Consider the following 19,473-nt stretch of genomic DNA (forward strand, 5'->3'; position numbering starts at 1 on the left):
GTCTTTCGTCCCGTCGCCTTTTCGGGCTTATCAATACCGTTCCCCTTACGGACATTTTCCATAACCTTAAAGCTCGTTTTCGGTTTGACCCCGTGATTGATGAGATAGTTCATAATATCATCGCGTGCAGATACGGCTTCATTCAACGTTGCCGTACCGGAGGTGATTAATTCCTGCGCATTATTCAGCCAGACATCCGTACCGTGTGAGAAACCGGATATGCGGACGAGGCCGGAAAAGGTTTTCGGACGCGTATCGACGAGCATTTTCCTGACAAAAGACGTACCGAATTCGGGGATACCCAGACTCCCTACGGGAGAGCCCAATTCTTCAGGCGTCAGCCCCAACGCCTCGGTAGAACTGAAAAGGCTCATCGTCTGCGGATCGTCAAAAGGTACGGTCGTCGCCTTAATCCCCGTCATATCTTCAAGCATGCGAATTACCGTCGGATCATCATGCCCGAGAATATCGAGTTTGACGAGCCGGCCTTCAATAGAATGGTAATCGAAGTGTGTCGTTATGATACCGCAATCCTTCTTATTGGCCGGATACTGGACGGGCGTAAAATGATGGATATCAATATCACGGGGTATGACCATAACACCGCCCGGATGCTGCCCCGTCGTGTTTTTGATGCCCGTGCAGCCGTTGACAAGACTGTTAATATATGCATCATTGGCCGTAATGCCGCGCGCTTCGGCCCATTTTTTCACATATCCGAAGGCCGTCTTGTCTTTGACCGCACCGATGGTCCCTGCACGAAACACATTGTCCTTGCCGAACAGCTCCTCCGTATACTTGTGCGCCTTAGGATGATATTCACCGGAAAAATTAAGATCGATATCGGGAACCTTATCGCCTTCAAAACCGAGAAAAACGGCAAACGGTATATTATGCCCGTCTTTATGAAGTGGTGTGCCGCAGACGGGACACGGTTTATCCGGCAAATCGAAGCCGCCGGCTACGGAACCGTCTTCAAAAAATTCACTGTACCGGCACGCGGGGCATACATAGTGAGGCGGCAACGGGTTAACTTCCGTTATATCCGCCATGGTGGCGACGAAAGACGAACCGACCGAGCCGCGGGATCCCACGAGATAGCCGTCATCGTTAGAATGCTTTACCAGTTTATGCGCAATATAGTAAAGCACGCCGAACCCGTTGCCGAAAATAGAAGTAAATTCTTCATTCAGTCTGGTTTCAACTACAGCCGGCAACGGGGTGCCGTATATCTTGTGGGCCTTATCCAGACACATTTGTTTCAACGCTTCAGACGCCCCTTCAATTCTCGGGAAATAGAGGTTTGCTTTCGGTACGGGCGTGACAGCGTCAATCATGGCGTTAATCTTATTCGGGTTGGTAATTACGACTTCTCTGGCCCGCTCTTCCCCCAGGTAGGAGAATTCGTCAATCATTTCGTCAGTTGTACGCAAATATAAGTCCGGCTGAAATTCGGCGTCTTTAAAGCCTTTGCCGGTCATAAGGATCTCTCTGTATATCTTGTCTTCTTTATTAAGAAAATGGGCGTCACAGGTTGCGACCGTCAGCTTACCCAACTCGTCACCGAGCTTCAGTATGGTACGGTTGATCTCCCGCAAGCCCTCGTCATCGTCGACATATCCTTCGCGAACGAGGAATTCATTATTGCAAATCGGCTGGATTTCCAGATAATCATAGTATGAAGCTACCTTCTTCAGTTCATCATAGGCCAATCTCTTTTGTACCATCGAACGGATGAGTTCACCCGCTTCACAGGCGGAACCGAGAATAAGCCCTTCTCTGTATTCATTTAAAACAGAGCGGGGAATACGCGGCCGGCCGCGATAAATATATTTCAAATGAGAAATACTGACAAGTTTATACAGATTACGCAGGCCGATCTGATTTTTCGCCAGAATAATGATATGGTATGATTTATCTATTTCATTATCAAAAAGATAGCCTTCCATACCGTATATCACTTTCACATCATTGGCGGCAGCCATTTCCTGCAAGGCCGGGAAGGATTGTACGACGCCGTGATCCGTGACGGCAACGGCCGGATGGTTCCATTTTTTGACGGTCCTGATCAGATCTTTAACCGTAATCAGCGCATCCATGTCGCTCATCGTCGTATGAAGATGCAGTTCAACGCGGGGCGTGGGATTTTCATCAACCCGTTCGACGGCATTGCTTTCCGCCGTCATAATGGCATCGGCATTTAAAACATAATCATTTTGATAATTATCATAGCGTACATTACCGTGAGCGTAAATAAACGTATTTACTTCCAGGGTTTTCTTCAACACGGCCAGCTGTTCGTCCGTCAGCGCGTTTTTACGGCCGAATTTTCCGGAATTACCGGTGTCGATAAACGTTTTGGCGCTGATACCGTTTGTCTTATCGGCTATTTGAAAAGCCAGGAGAATTCGTTTTGACTTCAATTCTTTAAATTCAACCTTGACAATCTTCCCGCGAAGGACGATATTATTGCGTTCATCGCCTAATATCTCACCTATTCCGGGAATTTCGGCTGTAGAAAAAGCCTTCCCCAGGAGCACGCGCCCGTCTGCCGTTTCAGCCGACAAAGAGGCATTTCTTTTCCTTTTTAAACGCCTTTCTTCTCCGGACGTTCTTGCCGCCTTGCAGGCTTTTCTGTAAGCCTCGTCATACAGTTCTTCGTCTTCGTCATAAATATCTTCATAAAGGATGGAATAGCCTTCCATATCGTCAGAAGAAAAATCATCGGCCTGATCGACCGTATCAGTCGCGTCGAGAGCTTCGCCGTCGCGCTCAAGAGCATCAACCGTTACCCGTTCTATCTGTAACGAGCCGGTAATGGCAAAGGTATCGCGGACGGCCTTTTCCAAAAGGGCCGTATCGGCGCCGCAGGGCACATCGGCGACAATCCGCCACGACATGTCGGCAAGGCAGGTGCTGATGCGCTCAATACGCACCGGTTCCCCGTCTTTCAAAGGTATATACAAATTTCCTTTCGGTACAATATGGTAATATTTCATGCTTTTCCCCTCATTTTACGGTCCGAGCGGATCATACCGCTTATTAATCATTTCATCCTGATTATGTACCCCGTCCGCAGCGCCCGGCGGCGCACTGTAACATGAATCACCGCCGCAGGTCAGGGTAATATCATCATTGGGTTCGTAACGGGATTCAATAAAGTCGGTATAAACAGATCCGTCCTTGTAATGTACATCTCTTTTGATGGTTATTTCACGGCCGTCATACCCTTCCTGTTCTTTTTTATCCTCCGCTATAAAAGGATCATGCTTTTTGATGACATTATGGGGCAGCGTCTTTTGCTCCGTCGTCACAAAGGCGACGGAACAGCCGTCTTCATGATTGCCGAGAATATAAACGGTTATCGCATCATGCGTACATTCCGTACAGATATACACGCCGTGTGTAAAAGGATTGGAAAAAATAAAGTCCAACGAATTGTCTGCAACCGTCGCATCCATGCCGACGGGAACATAACCGGCCGGGGCAAAATGAGGTGATCTGCTGTCAATACGCAGCCCGGCCCGCAGGACGGCATTAAAAAGAGTCGTGCTGACCTGGCAGACGCCGCCGCCCGCATCCATAGCCAGTTTATTATCAAAATACACGGGCGCATCTTTATACCCCTTGTCACGCGTACGCGTGCCGACAGTATCATTAAAAGAGCAGGCGGCGCCGGCTTTCACCAGCGTATGGTTCAAGAGACGCGCGGCAATGCCTATGTTTTCGCTCCGGTTGGTATCGCTGCCGTCAAAATGAGTCGTATAACTTGACAAAAGCGTATCGATCCCGGCAAGATCAGCCTTTTTTACAGCCGCCTCGCGCCGTTCCGACACGGGCAAATCCACCTGCCCCGCTTCTCCGTCGGCCAATTTTTCACGGATGCGGTCACGGGCAGCGCCCGTATCAATAACGGCGCCTTCCCGCTCCGCATGAAGCGTAACGGTGCCGTTCGCCGTAAGTTCGGCATACGCGTTGACAGGCGTTATATTGTATTTCTCATGAACGGCGGTAAGGGCCTGCATGAGTTTTTCTTCATTTGCCGTAAGACGGACCGGCACATTGCGGCCGTACACAAGGACCTCAAAAACCTCGGCAACACGCTCGGCCGGCCCGCCGTGTCGGCCGACGAGATAGAGCTCATCATAAATCCGCTCTTTGTCTACATGCGCGTCAAGGCGTGAAAGAGGTTAATTTTCCGCAATGCCTGCCGCTGTGAGCATAAACGATTTATCGGCTACGGCCCGCTCGGACTTTTCCAAATACGCGGCAACATCCTGCCGGGACATAAGCGAAACCGGCTGTCCGTCTAATTCTACGCGCCCGTCCGCCACATATCGGGCTGCAAAAAAAATGGAGAGCAAAGCCAAAACGGTTACTGATATCAGCCGCACCGCCAAAGGTACGGCCTTCTTATTTTTTTTCAAATTACGCCGGCTCCTCCGGCCCGCCGCATCCTCTATCTCACGGTCATGATTTTCTTTCAAAATTAACCTCTTTCACGCACGCAATAAAGACAAATAAGAGCTTCCATGTCCTTTATTGACGCCGTTCCCCTGCGTATATGCAGCTGCAGTGTGAAAAGCCCGGAAATAAGCTCGTCCAATTCTCCAAGTCGCCAATACTTACCCGACTTTTGCAAATAATATATGCTGTTCTTAACGGGCCTGCCCTTGTTGATCCTGCTCAATAGCCGTTCCGCCTCCGCCGCGTTGACACGGGCCTCTTTCAGTTCCATATAAGCCCGTAACATCCGCACGCGTGACAATACATAAGCAGTACTCTTCAAAAAAACATCGGGCTTGCCGAACAGCCCGTCAATAAGGGGTACACAGCCAGCACCGTCGCGATTCAGAAAATAATCGGTAAACGTATATAAATTTTTTTCGACCGTGCCGGCAAAAAAGCCGCTTAACGCTTCCCTATGAATAATGTTGCCGTGAGGAGATGCAAGCGTAAGTTTTTCCAGCTCCGAAAAAACGTATAAAAGAGAAATTTCATTCCACGTATGAAACATTTCCTGCATCTGCCGCCCCGCTTCCGGAGCAAGAGTAAAACCGAGCTGCTGCAAATACGCTTCAACATGGGGCATGACATTTTTTTCCGTAACCGCTTCACAGGCGCTGATATCGGCATACGGTTTCAACGCTTTAAAAAACGCGGCATTGACATCCAACGGACCGTGGACAATAAACACGGCATAACTGCCCCTTCCCAACGAAGCGGTTTTCTCCAGAAACCACGCTTCCTTTTTGTCCACTTTACTGCGCGACCGCCCTCCCCGCCTTACAGGCAGATACGGCGGGTCCTGCCATACGGTAACGGTTGCCGCGCCGAACAGCGAACTGCCTTCCAGCGATTCCGCGACTGTCGGCGGCGGCTCATCCTTTTGGAATGACACCACTTCCGGAGCACTGCCGCAGTCCGACGCGCATTCCGCAAGATAGCCGGCTTTTGCTTTTTCCATTAAATACGGTTCTGTACCGTATATTATTTTAATGTATTTCATACGACTCACCGTTATATGTCTTAAAACGCCAGTGTTCCCGACAGTAACGTCCTTTTATCTGTCCGTGCTTTTTTGTATTCAGCGGCAGACCGTCAATTGTCCCCGTTCTCGCATGTATCCTGAGGCCGGCGAAAGAAATGTCGGGATCCGTCGCAGCTCCGGATACTATCTTATTTATCCTGAAATTTTCCGCCAGATCCCCGACTGCACGCTCAGCACCTGCACCGTAAACGCAAACTTCGGAAAGGGAGAATATTCCTTCATGGCGCAGTGCGGGTACCAGGACGGAGGCAATCGGGCTGTATGCATGAGGCTGCTTTTTATTATACCACAGACGGGCTTCGCCGGCAGTATCCACAATGCATATGGCGGCATCGTCATGAAGATCGAAAATATACAGTTCGGCCCTGTCCCCGGCCGCCAGGAAGCGAGCCGCCGCAAAAACACAAACGGCAAGGCTCCCGAAGAGGCAGAATTTTCGTACGGCCTTAAAAAAAACGGCGCCTATAAGCAGCAGATAAACACATACGGCCTGAGCCGTCATAGCGCCTGCGGGAAAACGGCTGTACGGCAGAGAGGCAAGAAAAAAATTCCCTTTTAAGCTTACCTCCAGAAGAGGCCCGATTATCATCAATAAGACCTTACCGACAGGCGGAGAAATATAAACAAAAAGAGCCGCCGCAAGGCCCATGACAATAACCGCGTCAAGGATTGTCCCTACCAGCAGGTTGGCGAAAAATGTATAGGTCGGCAGAACGGCAAAGGCATCGGTCAGAAACGGACCAGAAGAAGTTGGGCGCTTATGGAAAGAGCCAGCGGTAATCTTATAAACGGGGTTATAAAGGAAAATATCTCATTCAGCCTGCGCGAAAACAGAATTATCCCCGCCGTCGCCCCGCAGGAAAGGCGGAAAGACAGATCATACGCAAGATAAGGATTATAAAGGACAAGACCGGTCATGACAAGTCCGAGTACGTGAAGAGGGGTGTATTCCCGCTCCGCCGCAAGCGCATAAGTGCCGATCAGACCCATACAGGCGGAGCGAAGGACAGGCACGGTAAAAGAGGACAAGGCGCTGTAAAAAAAGACAAAAATACCCGCCAGAAGATATAAGGTTTTATTTCTTACAGAAAAAAGCTTACCGACGGAAGTCACTACGGCCAGGACAAGTGTTATATGCGCCCCCGATACGGAAAGAATATGGATCAGGCCCGTAGCGGCAAAACTTTGCAGGACGGCAGGCGGCAGTCTGTCATAATTACCGCCGAAAAGGAGGCTCGTCAATATATAAGCTCTGTCACCGCCGAGTATTTCTTTAAAAAAAGACGTTATGTTTGCATGGATCAAGTTTATCGTCCTGTCGTAAACTCCCGCTTCCGCACAGACAGTCAGATTCCCCTTCTTTTTTTCTTCACCGCGGCCGACGACGGCCTGTTGTCTGTAATAATGATAAAAATCATATAGCCCGTCATTTTTGAAAAGGGTTAAATCTTTCATGCGCACATCGCCCTGTACTGTCGTTCCTTGAGGATACGGATCGGCACCCTTTACGGTCAAGTATATTTTCCCTTCGGGTCTTTCACTCTGAATAGAGGCAATATACTTGGTTACCTCACCTTTATCGGTCTCATAGGTTCCCTTTTTCTCGCCTATCTTCAAAGTTAAGGCGGCATCCCGGTTATTTTCATAACGGGGCAGCGAATTATACCGGTTTTCACTTATGTCCAGCCTGACGACGGCCAGACCTAAAAAGGCCAGAGAAACGGCAAGACAAAACCATACGTTTTTCCGCCGCCAGATCCAGGCAAGAATCAGGAAAATCACGAACCAGGACAGGCCCAGCCAACAGGGCAAAGAACACTTGTCGGCAATAATAATGCCGCCGGAAAGAGAAAGCGCCGCCATAAAGCCGATATACTGCCTCATAGATCGACACAGTCTTTCAATTTCTCATACTTATTTGTCCCTATTCCCTTTACCTGTTTCAATTCGTCAATCGAAGAGAACGCGCCGTGTTCATCGCGATAAGCGACAATGGCCGCGGCCATGGCCGGCCCTATGCCGGGCAGCTGCGTCAAGGCCTTCTCATCGGCCTCGTTTAGGTGAATTTTACCGTCGTCCGTATGCACGGCCGTACCTTCCGGCTTGTACGGCACATGAATATGCATGCCGTCATGTATGGACTCGGCCAAATTAATACCGTCACTGTCGGCATACGAAGAAAATCCGCCCGCATCTTTAATAACTTCACTGACTTTTAAAGGCGCCTTATATGAATAGACGCCGGGATTCCGAACGGCTCCGCTGAGATATATGTACGTTAACGAAGGTCTCCGTTCCTCCGCCGGTTCAACCGTTCGGATTTCTTCGGGCAGTGTCGCTTCGACGATCGTCTCACCGTACGCATACATCAGAAGCGCAAACAAGACGGAAAACAGCAGCAGAAATTTTTTCATACCAGTCTACCTCCTCGACAGTCTTTATGTATACTTTCGAAGAGGAGCCACCGAATTCCTGCTGCTGCCGTTAATTTTTAATGAAAATTTAACGTATTCCTCATGATGAGAGTTTTATAAGATCCGCTCACCACGTATTTTTGCCCCGCCAGAGTCCCGGTCGAAGCATGGCAAGAAACGTAAATATCTCCAGCCTGCCGATGAGCATGGAAAAACATAAAACCGTCTTGGCAAAGGTTGAGAGTTCCGCATAGGTACACGTTGCACCGGTTATACCGAAGGCCGGTCCGACACAGCCCATCGTGGAAACGCTGATGCCGACGGCATCAAAAATTTCAATTCCGTCCCATGCCAGGAGAAGCGCCCATAAAGCAATGAACAGGATATACACGAAAAAATACTGACCCGCCCTGAGAAGCGTATTTTCATGCAACATATACCCGTTCATATGTATTTCCAGGACATGCTTGGGATATAAGAGATGTAGTATATTCGCTTTAACCGAGCGTATCAAAATAACGACACGCGATACCTTCAGACCGGCAGCCGTCGAGCCGGCACAGCCGCCGCAAAGCATCAGCCCCAGGAGGATAATTTTAGAAAAAGTCGGCCATTGATCATAGTCCGCCGAAACAAAGCCGGTCGTTTCAATAGATACAACCTGAAAGGCCGCATAGCGGGCGGCATCAAAAAAAACCAGTTCGTGAGCGTACATAAGATCAAGGAGTACCAGCACGGTAGCCGTCAAAAGAATCAGCATATACGCTTTAAACTCCGTATTGCTTCGCAGGACGGAAAATCCTTTATGATACACACGGTAATAAAGGCCGAAGTTACCGCCTGCCAGAATCATAAAAAAGGTCATCCATCCTTCAATGGCGACGTTGTCAAAATAAGCGGCACTTTCATTGTATGTGGAAAATCCTCCTGCCGAAACGGTTGACAGGGCATGATTCAGCGCGCTGATAAAATCCATACCGCAAAGAAGAAAGACGGAAAAAGCAAGAAGCGTAAAGGTGGAATAGATTTCAAAAAGAACCTTTGTCATATCTTGTAGGCGCGGCAGCACGCGCTCTTTTGTCGGTCCGGCCGCTTCGGCATTATAAATGTATGACGAATTCTGCCCCGATTCGGGCAATAAAGCGATAAAAATAACGACGATCCCGAGCCCGCCGAGCCAATGCGTCATGCTGCGCCAGAGAAGGATACTTTGCGGCAGGCCGGTCAAATCACTGATAACGGTCGCTCCCGTGCCGGTAAAGCCGGAAATACTTTCAAAGATCCCGTCCAGAAATCCGAGATAATCACCTGCCACATAAGGCACCATACCGAGAGCCGTCGCCAGGATCCATCCCAAACCGGTAATGGCTATTCCTTCCTGAGCCGTCAACTTCTGGCGCCGCGCCTCCCCGCCGGAGAGAAAAAAGGCCGCCGCCGCAAAGCAGCAAACTATGGAGATAACAAAGACAGGCGCACTGCCGTCTCCATCCCAAAGCCCTAAAAACAAAGGCACGAGAAGCACTCCGGTTTCGGCTAACGATATTCTGCCTAAAAACAAACTGACTATCTTGAAGTTCATATGATCCCCCATCCGGAGACAGTGTTACCAGCCCTGACGACGGTGCCAGAACGACGGCAGAAACAGTACGAGGACGCTGAACGACTCAAGGCGCCCCATGAGCATGGACAACGCTACAACGGCCTTGCTGAACGGCGGCAGCGCCGAATACGTGCAGGTTGCGCCGAATATGCCGAACGACGGACCGCAGCTTCCCATGGTGGAAATACTGACGCCTACGGCCTCAAATGTCGGTACGCCGTCCCAAACGAGAAGAACGGCCCATAAAATATCCAACAGTACATAGACTAAAAAAAACCGGACGACGCCGTACAGAACATCTTCAGAAAATTCCGTCCCGTTGGAGCTGACGGCAATGACTTCCCGCGGATAAACCTTCTGCCGCAATAAAGCCCGTGCGGTCTTTAAAAGCAGCATTAAGCGCGTGACCTTTAACCCGCCCGCCGTCGAACCGGCACAACCGCCCAGAAACATAAGGAACAGCAAAATATACTTGGAGAAAGCCGGCCACTGATCAAAATCACAGGAAACGAACCCGGTGGACGAAGAAATGGACACGGCTTGAAAAAAAGCTTCCCGAACGGCATACGTACCGTCCCAGCCCAGAGTCAGAATAAGATTTCCGGCCATTAACGCGGTCGAGACGGCGACGACGGACAAATACATGCGAAATTCCGTGTCTTTCCGGATAATGTGCGCGCCACGGCGCCAGGCAGCTACATACATACCGAAGTTGGCGCTGGAGATCAGCATAAAAAAAGCCAGTACCCCTTCAATAAGCGGGCTGTTAAAGTGGGCAATACTGTCATTATAAGGGGAAAACCCGCCCGTAGCAATCGTGGAAAACGCATGTTCCGCCGCAATCAGAAAATCCAGGCCGCATGCCCAGAGCACAAGCGTACAGGCCAGCGTAAAAATAACGTATACGGTAAAAAGGGCCAGGGCCATTTCTTTTACCTGCGGCAGAAAACGGGAGTCCGTCGGTCCCGTGCTCTCGGTATTGAACATGCGCACGGCACCCTTGCCGAAACGGGGAAAAAGGGCGATAAAGATAACGATAATACCCAATCCTCCGAACCAGTGAGTCAGAGACCGCCACAAAAGTAAACTTTGCGGCAAGGCTTCAATATCGTCAATAACCGTAGCCCCTGTACCGGAAAAGCCCGAAACGGTTTCAACAACGCTGTCCAGGACAGACAGGTAACCGCCCGCGGCATAGGGGATCATACCGAGGAAGGTCGCCATAACCCACCCCAGAACGGTAACGGCCATTCCCTCGCGAACGGTCAACGTATGAACGTTCGTTTTCCCGAAATATTTCAATATCGTGCCGGCAAGGAGACAAACGATGACGGCCCACCCGAACGCATTGATATTTTCTTCTTTATAGAGGACGGCCATACCGAACGGTACGGAAAGAACAATGCCGCAGGCAACCGACAGCCTGCCGAGAAGATATGAAACAACGCGAAAATCCATCTGCCTTACTCCTACCAACGGCGGCGCAGAAAATGAACTGCCGTTTGTATAACAAGGAAAAATGCAACTACCTCTATACGTCCCAAGACCATAATAAACGTATAATATACCTTGAGCCAGAGAGGTAACCCGTATAAATCGTCCAGGCCGTAAAGTGAGGCGGACGCTCCCGTTCCCGTCAGCCCCGCCCCGGCCAGGCCGAGAGCCTGAAGCGGCGAAAGCCCTGCAAGCGAAAGGACAAGTGCGGACAGGAAAAATACGGCGATAAACAAGAAGAAGACGTTCAGCACGCGGCTGATAACGGGCAGGGGGACAGATACGTTATTTACCTTAACAGTAATGACCATCTGCGGATGAAGGGTGCGCACCAGTTCTTGTCCTGTCATCTTAAAAAGAATAAGAAAACGGATAACTTTCAACCCGCCGGTAGCCGCACCGACACAACCGCCGACAAACGTGAGCAGAAACAGTAAAAGCCTGTCGAATTCCGGAAACCCCGCTGCTCCCGGAGCGATAAACCCGGTTGTACTCATGAAAGATAAAACGTGGAATACCCCCAGCCGCAGGCTGTCACCCCATTCGTAAGCGGTCCGATTATGGACGGTTATGCTCAAAACGAGGGTTGCCGTGAAAATAACGGCCAGAAAAGCACGGAATTCCGTATTGCGAAAAAATGAACGAAACGATCGTTCCCGTAAAACTTTAAACAACAGGAGAAAGTTGCACGATGCTAAAAACATGCCGCAGACAGCCGCCCAGGCAATATTTCGCTCATGCAAATCAACAAGTGCGGTGCCGCCTGTGGAAACGGTTGCAAAGGCTTGTAAAACGGCCGTATCAAGAGATACTCCGGCCAGCCGGAAGGCGACGGCCGTCACGGCGGTAACGACCGCATAAACGATACTTATATGCTTCATGAATACTTTCATACGTTTCAATCCCGGCGTAAAAGCGAAGGGATTGTCGCCGGAAAGGCCGATGTTGAATACCTTGCTGATCTGAGGAACGACCGTAACGAAAAGATTAATAAAAATAAGCGCGCCGGTCCATTCCATGACGACATGCCAAACCCGCAGTGACGGCGGGACGGCATAGACGGGAATAAAACTCCCGTTCGTCGTAAAAGCGGACATGCTCTCCAACCAGGCGTCGGCACCGGTCAGGCAGCCGCCGATATAAAACGGCAAGGCGCCGATAGCCGCCATGACAAACCAGCAAACAAACAAAAGTACCGCACCTTCAGTAAGCTGCATTTGCCGCTTATGCGTTCTCCCGCCCAACGCGAAAGCGGCGGTTCCCGCCGCGGCAATAAAAAAAGACGGTACAAAAAACCGGGCAGTACCGTCTTCGGCACATAAGCCGGCAAATATCGGCACGATAAGGGCAAGGGCAATAACAGCCGTTATCCGGCTTAACCCTGCAAATACAAACGCACCTTTCATGATTTATGCCTTTCCTGTAAAGTATTTCATAACTTTTTTAGCGAAGTCCATCCGGATAAAAAGAATGGCTCTGTCACCGGCCCGTAAAACGGACTGGCCCGTCGGCACGAAAACCTCATCATCACGGACATAGGCGCAAATCAGGCACTCCCGCGGCAGATCCATATCCATCAGGGCTTTCCCGTCCACATAAGATTCAGGCTGGACAATAATTTCTACGGCTTCCGCTTTAGCGCCTTCAAGAAGAGCAACGGAAACGACCCCCCCGCGACGGGCAAAAGCCAGGATTTCACCGGCCGCCAAAAGACGGGAAGATAAAACGATATCAACGCCGACCTTTTCCATGAGATCAACATACTCGATACGCGCTACCCGCACGATAGTACGGCCGGCACCCAAATGCTTGGCCAAAAGGGCCAGCATCAGATTCAATTTATCATCGTCCGTAAGGCAAACGACGACATCCGCCTCGCCGACGCCTTCCTGTGTCAGCAAATCAATATCCGTGCCGTCCCCGCAAATAACGATGCCCTTGTCAATGCGTTCCGCCACCATACGGCTCCGTTCAGGGTCCTTTTCGATAACCTTGACGTTGACATCCTGCTTATCCAGCATCTTCGCCAGGGCTCTCCCCGTGCGGCCGGCGCCGATGATGAGGACCCGTTCCGGTGCTTTCATACCCGTACCAACAAACTGTTTGCTGAACCGCTCAATTTTATCCGACGCGCCGACGAAAAAAGCATTGTCATGAGGCAGAAGCCTGTCTTCACCGTGCGGAATGATCATACGGTGATCACGGAAGATAAGGCCCGCCAATACATCCTGCGGCAGAACCAGATCTTTCAGCGGGATATCGGCCAACGGGGACTCTTTGCGGATCTTGGTTTCAAAAAGGCGTACCTTCCCCTGTGCAAAATCTTCCACATTAAGCGCCGCAGGGGTCATAAGAATGCGATTGATTTCACGGGCCGTAATATATTCGGGATTAATCATGAGATCAATATCAAAATTTTCCTTTAAATAGCCTTTGGCTTCAGAGAGAAACTCCAGATCGCGAATACGGGCCGCCGTATAGGAGATCCCGTGCTTTTTGGCAAGGATACAGGCGATCATATTGGTTTCATCGCTGTTCGTCGCGGCTACGAGAATATCAGACCCGAAAACATCGGGGTCGCTCATCGTAATAGGGCTGGCTCCGTTTGCCGGAACCGTTAATACATCCAAGGTGTTTTTTACCGCTTCCAAACGATCGTCATCAATATCGACAACAACAACATCCATTTGCTCATTCGACAATAATTCGGCAATACTGTATCCCAGTTTCCCCGCTCCGATAACAACAATGCGCACGCTGATACCTCCTGTATCCGACAATCTTTTAACTACAGTTATCATACTCTCTTTACAGGCTCATGGCTATATAAAAGGCTGAATTTGCATTTATTCTCCGTCCGTCTCCGCCGCGCCGTAAATATGGACCAACTCTTCATACCGGGGACAGGTCCGGGCATGGTCGTTAATAATACCGCAGGCCTGGAGATGGGAATATACGGTCACGGCGCCGATATATGTAAACCCTCTTCGTTTCAGATCTTCGGCAATCCGCTGAGACAGCATATTCCGTGCAGGCACCCCCTTATCCTGATGAGATCTGTACACTAAAGGCATGCCGCCGGTGAAAGACCAGAGATACTCGCTGAAACTGCCCGTTTCACGTCGAATTGACATGAACGCACGGGCATTTTTCAAGATTGCCTTACTCTTTCCCTGCGATTTGATAATGCCGTCACAGGACAGGATACGTTCAACATCGCGTTCATCAAATTGAGCTAATTTTTCATAGTCGAAACCTGCAAACGCGCGGCGCAAGGTCTCCCTTTTCTGTAAAACCGTATTCCAGCTGAGGCCGCATTGCATCACCTCAAGTGCCAAATATTCAAATTGTACGCGGTCGTCATAGACGGGAACGCCCCATTCACAGTCGTGGTACTCTTTCATTTTTTTATTCAATGCGGCCCACTCGCAACCTGCCATATGAAACCCCTCCCGCCTGGTTATCCGTTGATCGTCCATCTGCTTATAAAGGCAATAAAGCGCGGTACAACGGCGTTCTTCAAGCTTGTAAAAATTACCCGTCCCCGTCGCCGGATCGGTTATCTTCATGAGTATGATTGTATTATATATACGAATACATGTTCTGTCACTACAGGTTTTTATACTCCTTTGCAAGTTAACTTTTTATACCATATTTTTCCGTGGTATAATACAGGCAGCTCAATCAGCGAAAGGACCGTAATTATGAATATATATCAGGAAAATCTTATCACCTTAATCAAAGCCGGCACATCTCCGTTTCATGTCGTCCGGGAAGGTAAAAAAAGGCTTGAAAAACATGGCTTCACCTGCCTTGAGTCACGGGAAAAATGGTCTTTGCAAAGAGGCGGGAAATATTATCTTTCCTGTTATGATACCACGCTTATAGCCTTTACTGTCGGGGAAAATCCTGCGGAAAGCCTGCGTCTGGCCGCCGCCCACACCGACTTCCCCTGCCTCCGCGTGAAACCTTCACCCGAAACGGCAGACAAGGGATACGGCCGCATTAATATAGAACCGTACGGAAGTATCATTCGTCATACGTGGCTCGATACGCCGTTATCGTTGGCAGGAAAAGTTGTGCTCAAAGGTGCCGCTCCGTTTGCTCCCGAGACAGTATACATAGACCCGAAAAAGGCTCTCTTCATTATTCCTGAAGCGGCGATACACATGAACCGCGACGTCAACGAAAGCGCTTCTTTTAATATGCAAAAAGAGATGCTTCCCCTTATGACGCTCACGGGGGAAGATACGGCAAGCACGTATTTTATCAACTATCTGGCTTCCCTTTGCGAGGCCGAAAGCGATGACGTACTCGCTTATGATCTCAACTTGTATCCGTTATCCGAAGCGGTCTTTATGGGACTGCACGACGAATTCATCGCCGCTCCCCGTCTGGATAATCTCACCTCCGTTTCGGCCTGCCTGAGCGGTATAACGGAAGCGGATACAGCCGGTATCCGCATGGCGCTCTTTTTCGATAATGAAGAAGTGGGAAGCACAACCAAACAAGGCGCGGCTTCCATGATTATCCCCGATCTTTTAAAGCGCATATACGAAAATTTAGGTTTTGATCGGGAAGAATATTCACGCCAATGTGCGGGAGCTTTCCTGCTTTCCATGGACGCGGCCCATGCGTACCACCCGAACTATCCTGAAAAAAACGACATAACCAACTTTCCTCTCTTGAACGGCGGCGTCGTTTTAAAACAGGCAGCCAATCAGACCTATGCCGGCGATGCGGAAGCTGTAGCCGCGATTAAAGGCCTGGCCGATTCTCTGGGCATTAAGCGGCAATCCTTTGTCAACCGTTCGGATATGCGAGGCGGCTCAACGCTGGGTTCGCTCCTGTCGGCGAACGTACCCGTCCGAACCGCGGATATCGGCATTCCGCTCCTTTCCATGCATTCCTCCTTTGAAACGATGGGTGCAGACGATCAGGAGTGTTTAACCGGACTGGCCACGGCTTTTCTGTCCCGGTAAAAAAGGGGCTGTAACAGAATGAAAGGAAATCCTCATTCTGCTACAGCCCCTTTTATTCGTGTTTAATCGTCTTTTACAAGATTATTTTTCCACTTGCTTTTTTCAAAATTATCGGCGACAATGTCCCCCGCCAATTCGGCGACCGCTTTATAATTGCTCCGCACGCCGTCGCCTGTATTCTTATATTTAACGGCATTTTCTTCTTTAACGCCGATGCTTCGCGCTTCTGTCGAAGCGTCGATATTCGCGCCGAGATAAACGAATTCCCACCCGTCTTTTTCCTGTTTATCGGAAATCATTTTCTTTATGATATCTTTTGTATACTCTTTACTGTCATTTTCTTGCCCGTCCGTAATTATGACAAAGAGGACTTTATTATCTTTATTTGTGATTTCAGGATATTTTTCAACTTTAGCGATCGTCGTGCCGATTGCATCCATCAAAGCGGTCATCCCGCCGGGATGATAGTCATTATCCGTCATTTTCGTAACATTGCCGAGTTTTTCCCGATCATAAATCGTTTTAGATAAATCATTGAAAACAACGGCCGTCACATTGGCATCTATATCATCATGTTTCTGCTGCGCAATCATGGAATTAAAGCCGCCGATCGTATCGTCTTCCAGGCCGCTCATAGAACCGCTCTGGTCGATAACCATAACCAGCTCCAAATGATTGGGCCGTTTCTTCTTATCCGTCACCTTCGTATCGGCGGAGCCGTTTTTCACGGTCCCTTCATCAGAAGCGGTCATACTGCTCATATCCTTCACCGAACCGCCTCCCTTAACGGCGGCGAGAAGCTGAGCAATTATATCCGTGCCGCTGCCCTTGTCGCCTGTTGCCGTACTGCCGACAGAACCGCTCTCTTTACCGGACAGGAAATTTTCCGCAGCCCGGCTGCCCGCTTCCACCTGCGGCGTGACGGAAGCCATACAAATTGTCGCTGCCAAAACGGCGGCAAATAATTTTATTTTCATTTTATCCTCCCCTTTTCCGCTGTCGTTCAACTATAGAACCATTATATATGAAAACCCGATCCAGTTCCATAGTTTTCTAAAACTTTTCATAACATTTGAGTTTTCACAACTCTACGAGCCTGCCGCATACTGCAAACCGTTATTTTTGCGCGTCTTTATCCTCCGTCACAGAGCCGCTTTTTTCACCGTCTCCGTCGGAGGCGCTGTCTTTCTTATTCACTTCTTCCTTAAATTCGCGCATACTTGTCCCCAGCGCCTTACCGAGACCGCTAATCTTTTTGCCGCCGAAAAGAACGAGGACAATAATCAAAATGACAACTAATTCCTGAATACCCAAATGCATATATAACAGTCCTTCCCGCTAAAAATCAGTCATAAAAATTTTCAATATTTACGTTGTTATATTATACCACGAAATTCCCGGTGCAAGACAATAGAACTTGCCTATATCCATCTGCATCGAGGATGTATCCAACTGTCCTTCGTTCGCCGGATGTGATAGTATAATACAGAGACATTCAAGCAGAGGAGGCATACTATGCTTACCATAGGCCTGGCCCAATTTTCCGTTTTGCCCGGAAATGCTGCCGCCAATACGGCAAAAATGAAAAAATATATACACGAAGCCGTTAAAAAAGGCTGCGATCTTATCGTCTTTCCGGAATTGTCCGTTCCCGGGTATTTCATCGGCGACAACTGGGACCAACCGGATTATATCAACGAATGTGTCCGCATGGGTGAAGAAATCCGCGAATTGTCGCAGGATATTACCGTCATCTTCGGCAACGTGGCCACGGAAGAAAACCGTATGAACCCGGACGGGCGGCCACGCAAATACAATGCCATGTTCATTGCCCAAAAGGGTGCCTTCATTTCTCCGGGCCGTTCTCCCTACCCGTTTTATATTAAGACATTATTACCTAATTACAGAGAATTTAATGACCTCCGTTATTTTACGTCTCTTACGGAAGCGGCACAAGAACGGCATGCCTTTCCGGAAGATTTTCTTTCTCCCGTACGACTTGATTTCGGCGATAAAGGCAGTCTGACTGTAGGCCCGCTTATTTGTGAAGACAGCTGGGATGAAAATTATGCATGTAAGCCCATGTCTTATTTAAGTGAAATGTATGAACTCGACATGTTCATCAACATTTCCAATTCCCCCTTCACTCTCGGCAAAACGGCGCGCCGCCATCGCCTTTTCGGGCAGGCTGTCCGCAAATTCAAACGGCCGGCTCTTTATGTAAATTGTACGGGTATTCAAAACAACGGCAAAAACATATACGCTTTCGACGGAGCCAGCGGCGCTTATAACGCAGACGGATCACTCCATTATCAATGCAGTGATTATACGGAAGAACTGGCCGTTCTGGCCTACGACGAAATAACACATGCATTCACGGGCCCCGGCATCGTCTATACAGGAAAAAGTGAAACGGAAGAAATCTATACGGCCCTTCACTACGGTATTAAAGAATTTTTACGCCAAATAAGCGTGAATAAAGTGGTGATCGGGGTCTCCGGCGGTATTGATTCGGCGGTTAACGCGGCTCTTTACGCGACGATTTTACCGCCAGAAAATATTATGCTTGTAAATATGCCGAGCATCTATAATTCGGAAACTACCAAAGGCCTTGCTGAAGAATTGGCCGGCAACATCGGCTGTGCCTATACGGTTATACCTGTCCAGGACAGCCTGGAACTCACGCGTAAACAATTAGCCGAAGCAACTGTATGGCGCGCCGGGAAAAAGAGAAAGCCGCTCGTGCTCTCCTCTTTAATGGAGGAAAACATCCAGGCCCGCGACCGCTCTTCCCGTATTCTCGCAGCGGTCGCCGCCGCCTTCGGAGGAGTCTTTACATGTAATGCCAACAAAGCCGAATCGACAGTCGGCTACGCCACTCTCTACGGCGACGGAGCCGGCTTTCTCGCCGCTACGGCCGATTTATGGAAGCATCAGATCTACGCCCTGCGGACTACTTAAACACCGGCGTATTCAGACGGGAAATCATCCCGCAAGGCAGTATCGACATTATCCCCAGCGCAGAGCTTTCGGCGGCACAGGATATTGCCAAAGGGCAAGGCGATCCCATTATATATCCCTACCATGATTACCTTTTCGCCGCCTTCATTGAACGTTGGCAGCGGGCTACGCCGGAAACGATTCTGCGCTGGTACGCTGAAGGCGTTTTGGAGGAAAGGATCGGCACGTCCGTAAAAACGGCCGATATTTTCCCCGGCCCGCACGAGTTTATTGCCGATCTGGAACGCTGGTGGAACCTGTTCGCCGGTTTTGCCGTGGCAAAACGTATCCAATCGCCGCCTATGATTTCCGTGAGCCGCCGCTCTTTCGGAAATGATCTGCGTGAATCGCAACTGCCGCCTTACTATACGGTTGCCTATAAAAAATTGAAAGATAAACTCTTACATCAGTAATACAAAAATCCCGCTCACG

15 protein-coding genes and 2 pseudogenes are annotated in these 19,473 nt (G+C 49.5%); 3 read left to right on the plus strand and 14 right to left on the minus strand.

The features are described 5' to 3' along the window. The 12 genes and pseudogenes from HMPREF0080_RS05010 to HMPREF0080_RS05060 form a co-directional block, all read right to left on the minus strand. A partial coding sequence (locus tag HMPREF0080_RS05010; RefSeq protein ID WP_006790195.1) for a PolC-type DNA polymerase III occupies positions 1-2,999 on the minus strand: 2,999 nt, incomplete at its 3' end. 15 nt (positions 3,000-3,014) lie between these two features. Then, entirely contained in the window at positions 3,015-3,848 is an 834-nt protein-coding gene (locus HMPREF0080_RS05015; protein WP_280959834.1) for a VanW family protein, read from the minus strand. 15 nt (positions 3,849-3,863) lie between these two features. Continuing rightward, positions 3,864-4,175: pseudogene (locus tag HMPREF0080_RS11310) on the minus strand (peptidoglycan binding domain-containing protein); the annotation flags it as partial. Positions 4,176-4,190: 15 nt separating this feature from the next. Next, entirely contained in the window at positions 4,191-4,487 is a 297-nt protein-coding gene (locus HMPREF0080_RS09120) for a hypothetical protein (protein WP_006790198.1), read from the minus strand. A 2-nt stretch (positions 4,488-4,489) separates the two neighbouring features. Continuing rightward, a complete protein-coding gene (holA, locus tag HMPREF0080_RS05020; RefSeq protein WP_006790199.1) occupies positions 4,490-5,509 on the minus strand; it encodes a DNA polymerase III subunit delta in 1,020 nt (339 codons plus the stop codon). Beyond that, positions 5,496-7,435: pseudogene (locus HMPREF0080_RS11815) on the minus strand (ComEC/Rec2 family competence protein). The gene holA and the pseudogene HMPREF0080_RS11815 overlap by 14 nt, the downstream one beginning before the upstream one ends. After that, complete coding sequence (locus HMPREF0080_RS05035; RefSeq protein WP_006790202.1) at positions 7,432-7,965, minus strand: helix-hairpin-helix domain-containing protein; 534 nt, start codon at positions 7,963-7,965, stop codon at positions 7,432-7,434. The pseudogene HMPREF0080_RS11815 and the gene HMPREF0080_RS05035 overlap by 4 nt, the downstream one beginning before the upstream one ends. Before the next feature lie 127 nt (positions 7,966-8,092). Beyond that, complete coding sequence (locus HMPREF0080_RS05040) at positions 8,093-9,544, minus strand: TrkH family potassium uptake protein (protein WP_040347295.1); 1,452 nt, start codon at positions 9,542-9,544, stop codon at positions 8,093-8,095. Positions 9,545-9,568: 24 nt separating this feature from the next. Then, positions 9,569-11,023, minus strand: a complete 1,455-nt coding sequence (locus tag HMPREF0080_RS05045; RefSeq protein ID WP_006790204.1) for a TrkH family potassium uptake protein — start codon at positions 11,021-11,023, stop codon at positions 9,569-9,571. 11 nt (positions 11,024-11,034) lie between these two features. Continuing rightward, entirely contained in the window at positions 11,035-12,465 is a 1,431-nt protein-coding gene (locus HMPREF0080_RS05050) for a TrkH family potassium uptake protein (RefSeq protein WP_006790205.1), read from the minus strand. Between the two features lie 3 nt (positions 12,466-12,468). Beyond that, on the minus strand, positions 12,469-13,815 hold the full coding sequence (trkA, locus tag HMPREF0080_RS05055) for a Trk system potassium transporter TrkA (RefSeq protein WP_040347297.1): 1,347 nt from the start codon (positions 13,813-13,815) through the stop codon (positions 12,469-12,471). A 90-nt stretch (positions 13,816-13,905) separates the two neighbouring features. Next, positions 13,906-14,499: a DNA-3-methyladenine glycosylase I gene (locus HMPREF0080_RS05060; protein WP_050808819.1), complete on the minus strand. Its 594-nt coding sequence runs from the start codon at positions 14,497-14,499 to the stop codon at positions 13,906-13,908. Positions 14,500-14,763: 264 nt separating this feature from the next. Between HMPREF0080_RS05060 and HMPREF0080_RS05065 the strand changes: the two genes are divergently transcribed. After that, complete coding sequence (locus HMPREF0080_RS05065; protein WP_006790208.1) at positions 14,764-16,041, plus strand: M18 family aminopeptidase; 1,278 nt, start codon at positions 14,764-14,766, stop codon at positions 16,039-16,041. A gap of 62 nt (positions 16,042-16,103) precedes the next feature. Here HMPREF0080_RS05065 and HMPREF0080_RS05070 read toward each other — a convergent pair whose 3' ends face one another. Both HMPREF0080_RS05070 and tatA read right to left on the minus strand, forming a co-directional pair. Further along, positions 16,104-17,018, minus strand: a complete 915-nt coding sequence (locus tag HMPREF0080_RS05070; protein WP_083817912.1) for a vWA domain-containing protein — start codon at positions 17,016-17,018, stop codon at positions 16,104-16,106. A gap of 139 nt (positions 17,019-17,157) precedes the next feature. Next, positions 17,158-17,361 carry a twin-arginine translocase TatA/TatE family subunit gene (gene tatA, locus HMPREF0080_RS05075; protein WP_006790210.1) on the minus strand — a complete coding sequence of 68 codons (204 nt, stop codon included), beginning with the start codon at positions 17,359-17,361 and terminating at the stop codon, positions 17,158-17,160. A gap of 195 nt (positions 17,362-17,556) precedes the next feature. Between tatA and nadE the strand changes: the two genes are divergently transcribed. After that, a complete protein-coding gene (gene nadE, locus HMPREF0080_RS05080; RefSeq protein WP_006790211.1) occupies positions 17,557-19,002 on the plus strand; it encodes an NAD(+) synthase in 1,446 nt (481 codons plus the stop codon). Then, positions 18,966-19,454: an adenine nucleotide alpha hydrolase family protein gene (locus HMPREF0080_RS10785; protein WP_006790212.1), complete on the plus strand. Its 489-nt coding sequence runs from the start codon at positions 18,966-18,968 to the stop codon at positions 19,452-19,454. Before nadE ends, HMPREF0080_RS10785 begins: the two co-directional genes overlap by 37 nt. Positions 19,455-19,473: the final 19 nt, after the last annotated feature.

This window comes from Megasphaera geminata F0357 (assembly GCF_000239275.1).
Lineage (GTDB): Bacteria > Bacillota > Negativicutes > Veillonellales > Megasphaeraceae > Megasphaera > Megasphaera geminata.

Bases quoted from the DNA above. Each gene is read 5' to 3' on its own strand.
- holA (WP_006790199.1), bottom strand. From the start codon at position 5,509: ATGAAATACATTAAAATAATATACGGTACAGAACCGTATTTAATGGAA.
- HMPREF0080_RS05035 (WP_006790202.1), bottom strand. From the start codon at position 7,965: ATGAAAAAATTTCTGCTGCTGTTTTCCGTCTTGTTTGCGCTTCTGATG.
- HMPREF0080_RS05040 (WP_040347295.1), bottom strand. From the start codon at position 9,544: ATGAACTTCAAGATAGTCAGTTTGTTTTTAGGCAGAATATCGTTAGCC.
- HMPREF0080_RS05045 (WP_006790204.1), bottom strand. From the start codon at position 11,023: ATGGATTTTCGCGTTGTTTCATATCTTCTCGGCAGGCTGTCGGTTGCC.
- HMPREF0080_RS05050 (WP_006790205.1), bottom strand. From the start codon at position 12,465: ATGAAAGGTGCGTTTGTATTTGCAGGGTTAAGCCGGATAACGGCTGTT.
- HMPREF0080_RS05060 (WP_050808819.1), bottom strand. From the start codon at position 14,499: ATGGCAGGTTGCGAGTGGGCCGCATTGAATAAAAAAATGAAAGAGTAC.
- HMPREF0080_RS05065 (WP_006790208.1), top strand. From the start codon at position 14,764: ATGAATATATATCAGGAAAATCTTATCACCTTAATCAAAGCCGGCACA.
- HMPREF0080_RS05070 (WP_083817912.1), bottom strand. From the start codon at position 17,018: ATGAAAATAAAATTATTTGCCGCCGTTTTGGCAGCGACAATTTGTATG.
- tatA (WP_006790210.1), bottom strand. From the start codon at position 17,361: ATGCATTTGGGTATTCAGGAATTAGTTGTCATTTTGATTATTGTCCTC.
- nadE (WP_006790211.1), top strand. From the start codon at position 17,557: ATGCTTACCATAGGCCTGGCCCAATTTTCCGTTTTGCCCGGAAATGCT.
- HMPREF0080_RS10785 (WP_006790212.1), top strand. From the start codon at position 18,966: ATGGAAGCATCAGATCTACGCCCTGCGGACTACTTAAACACCGGCGTA.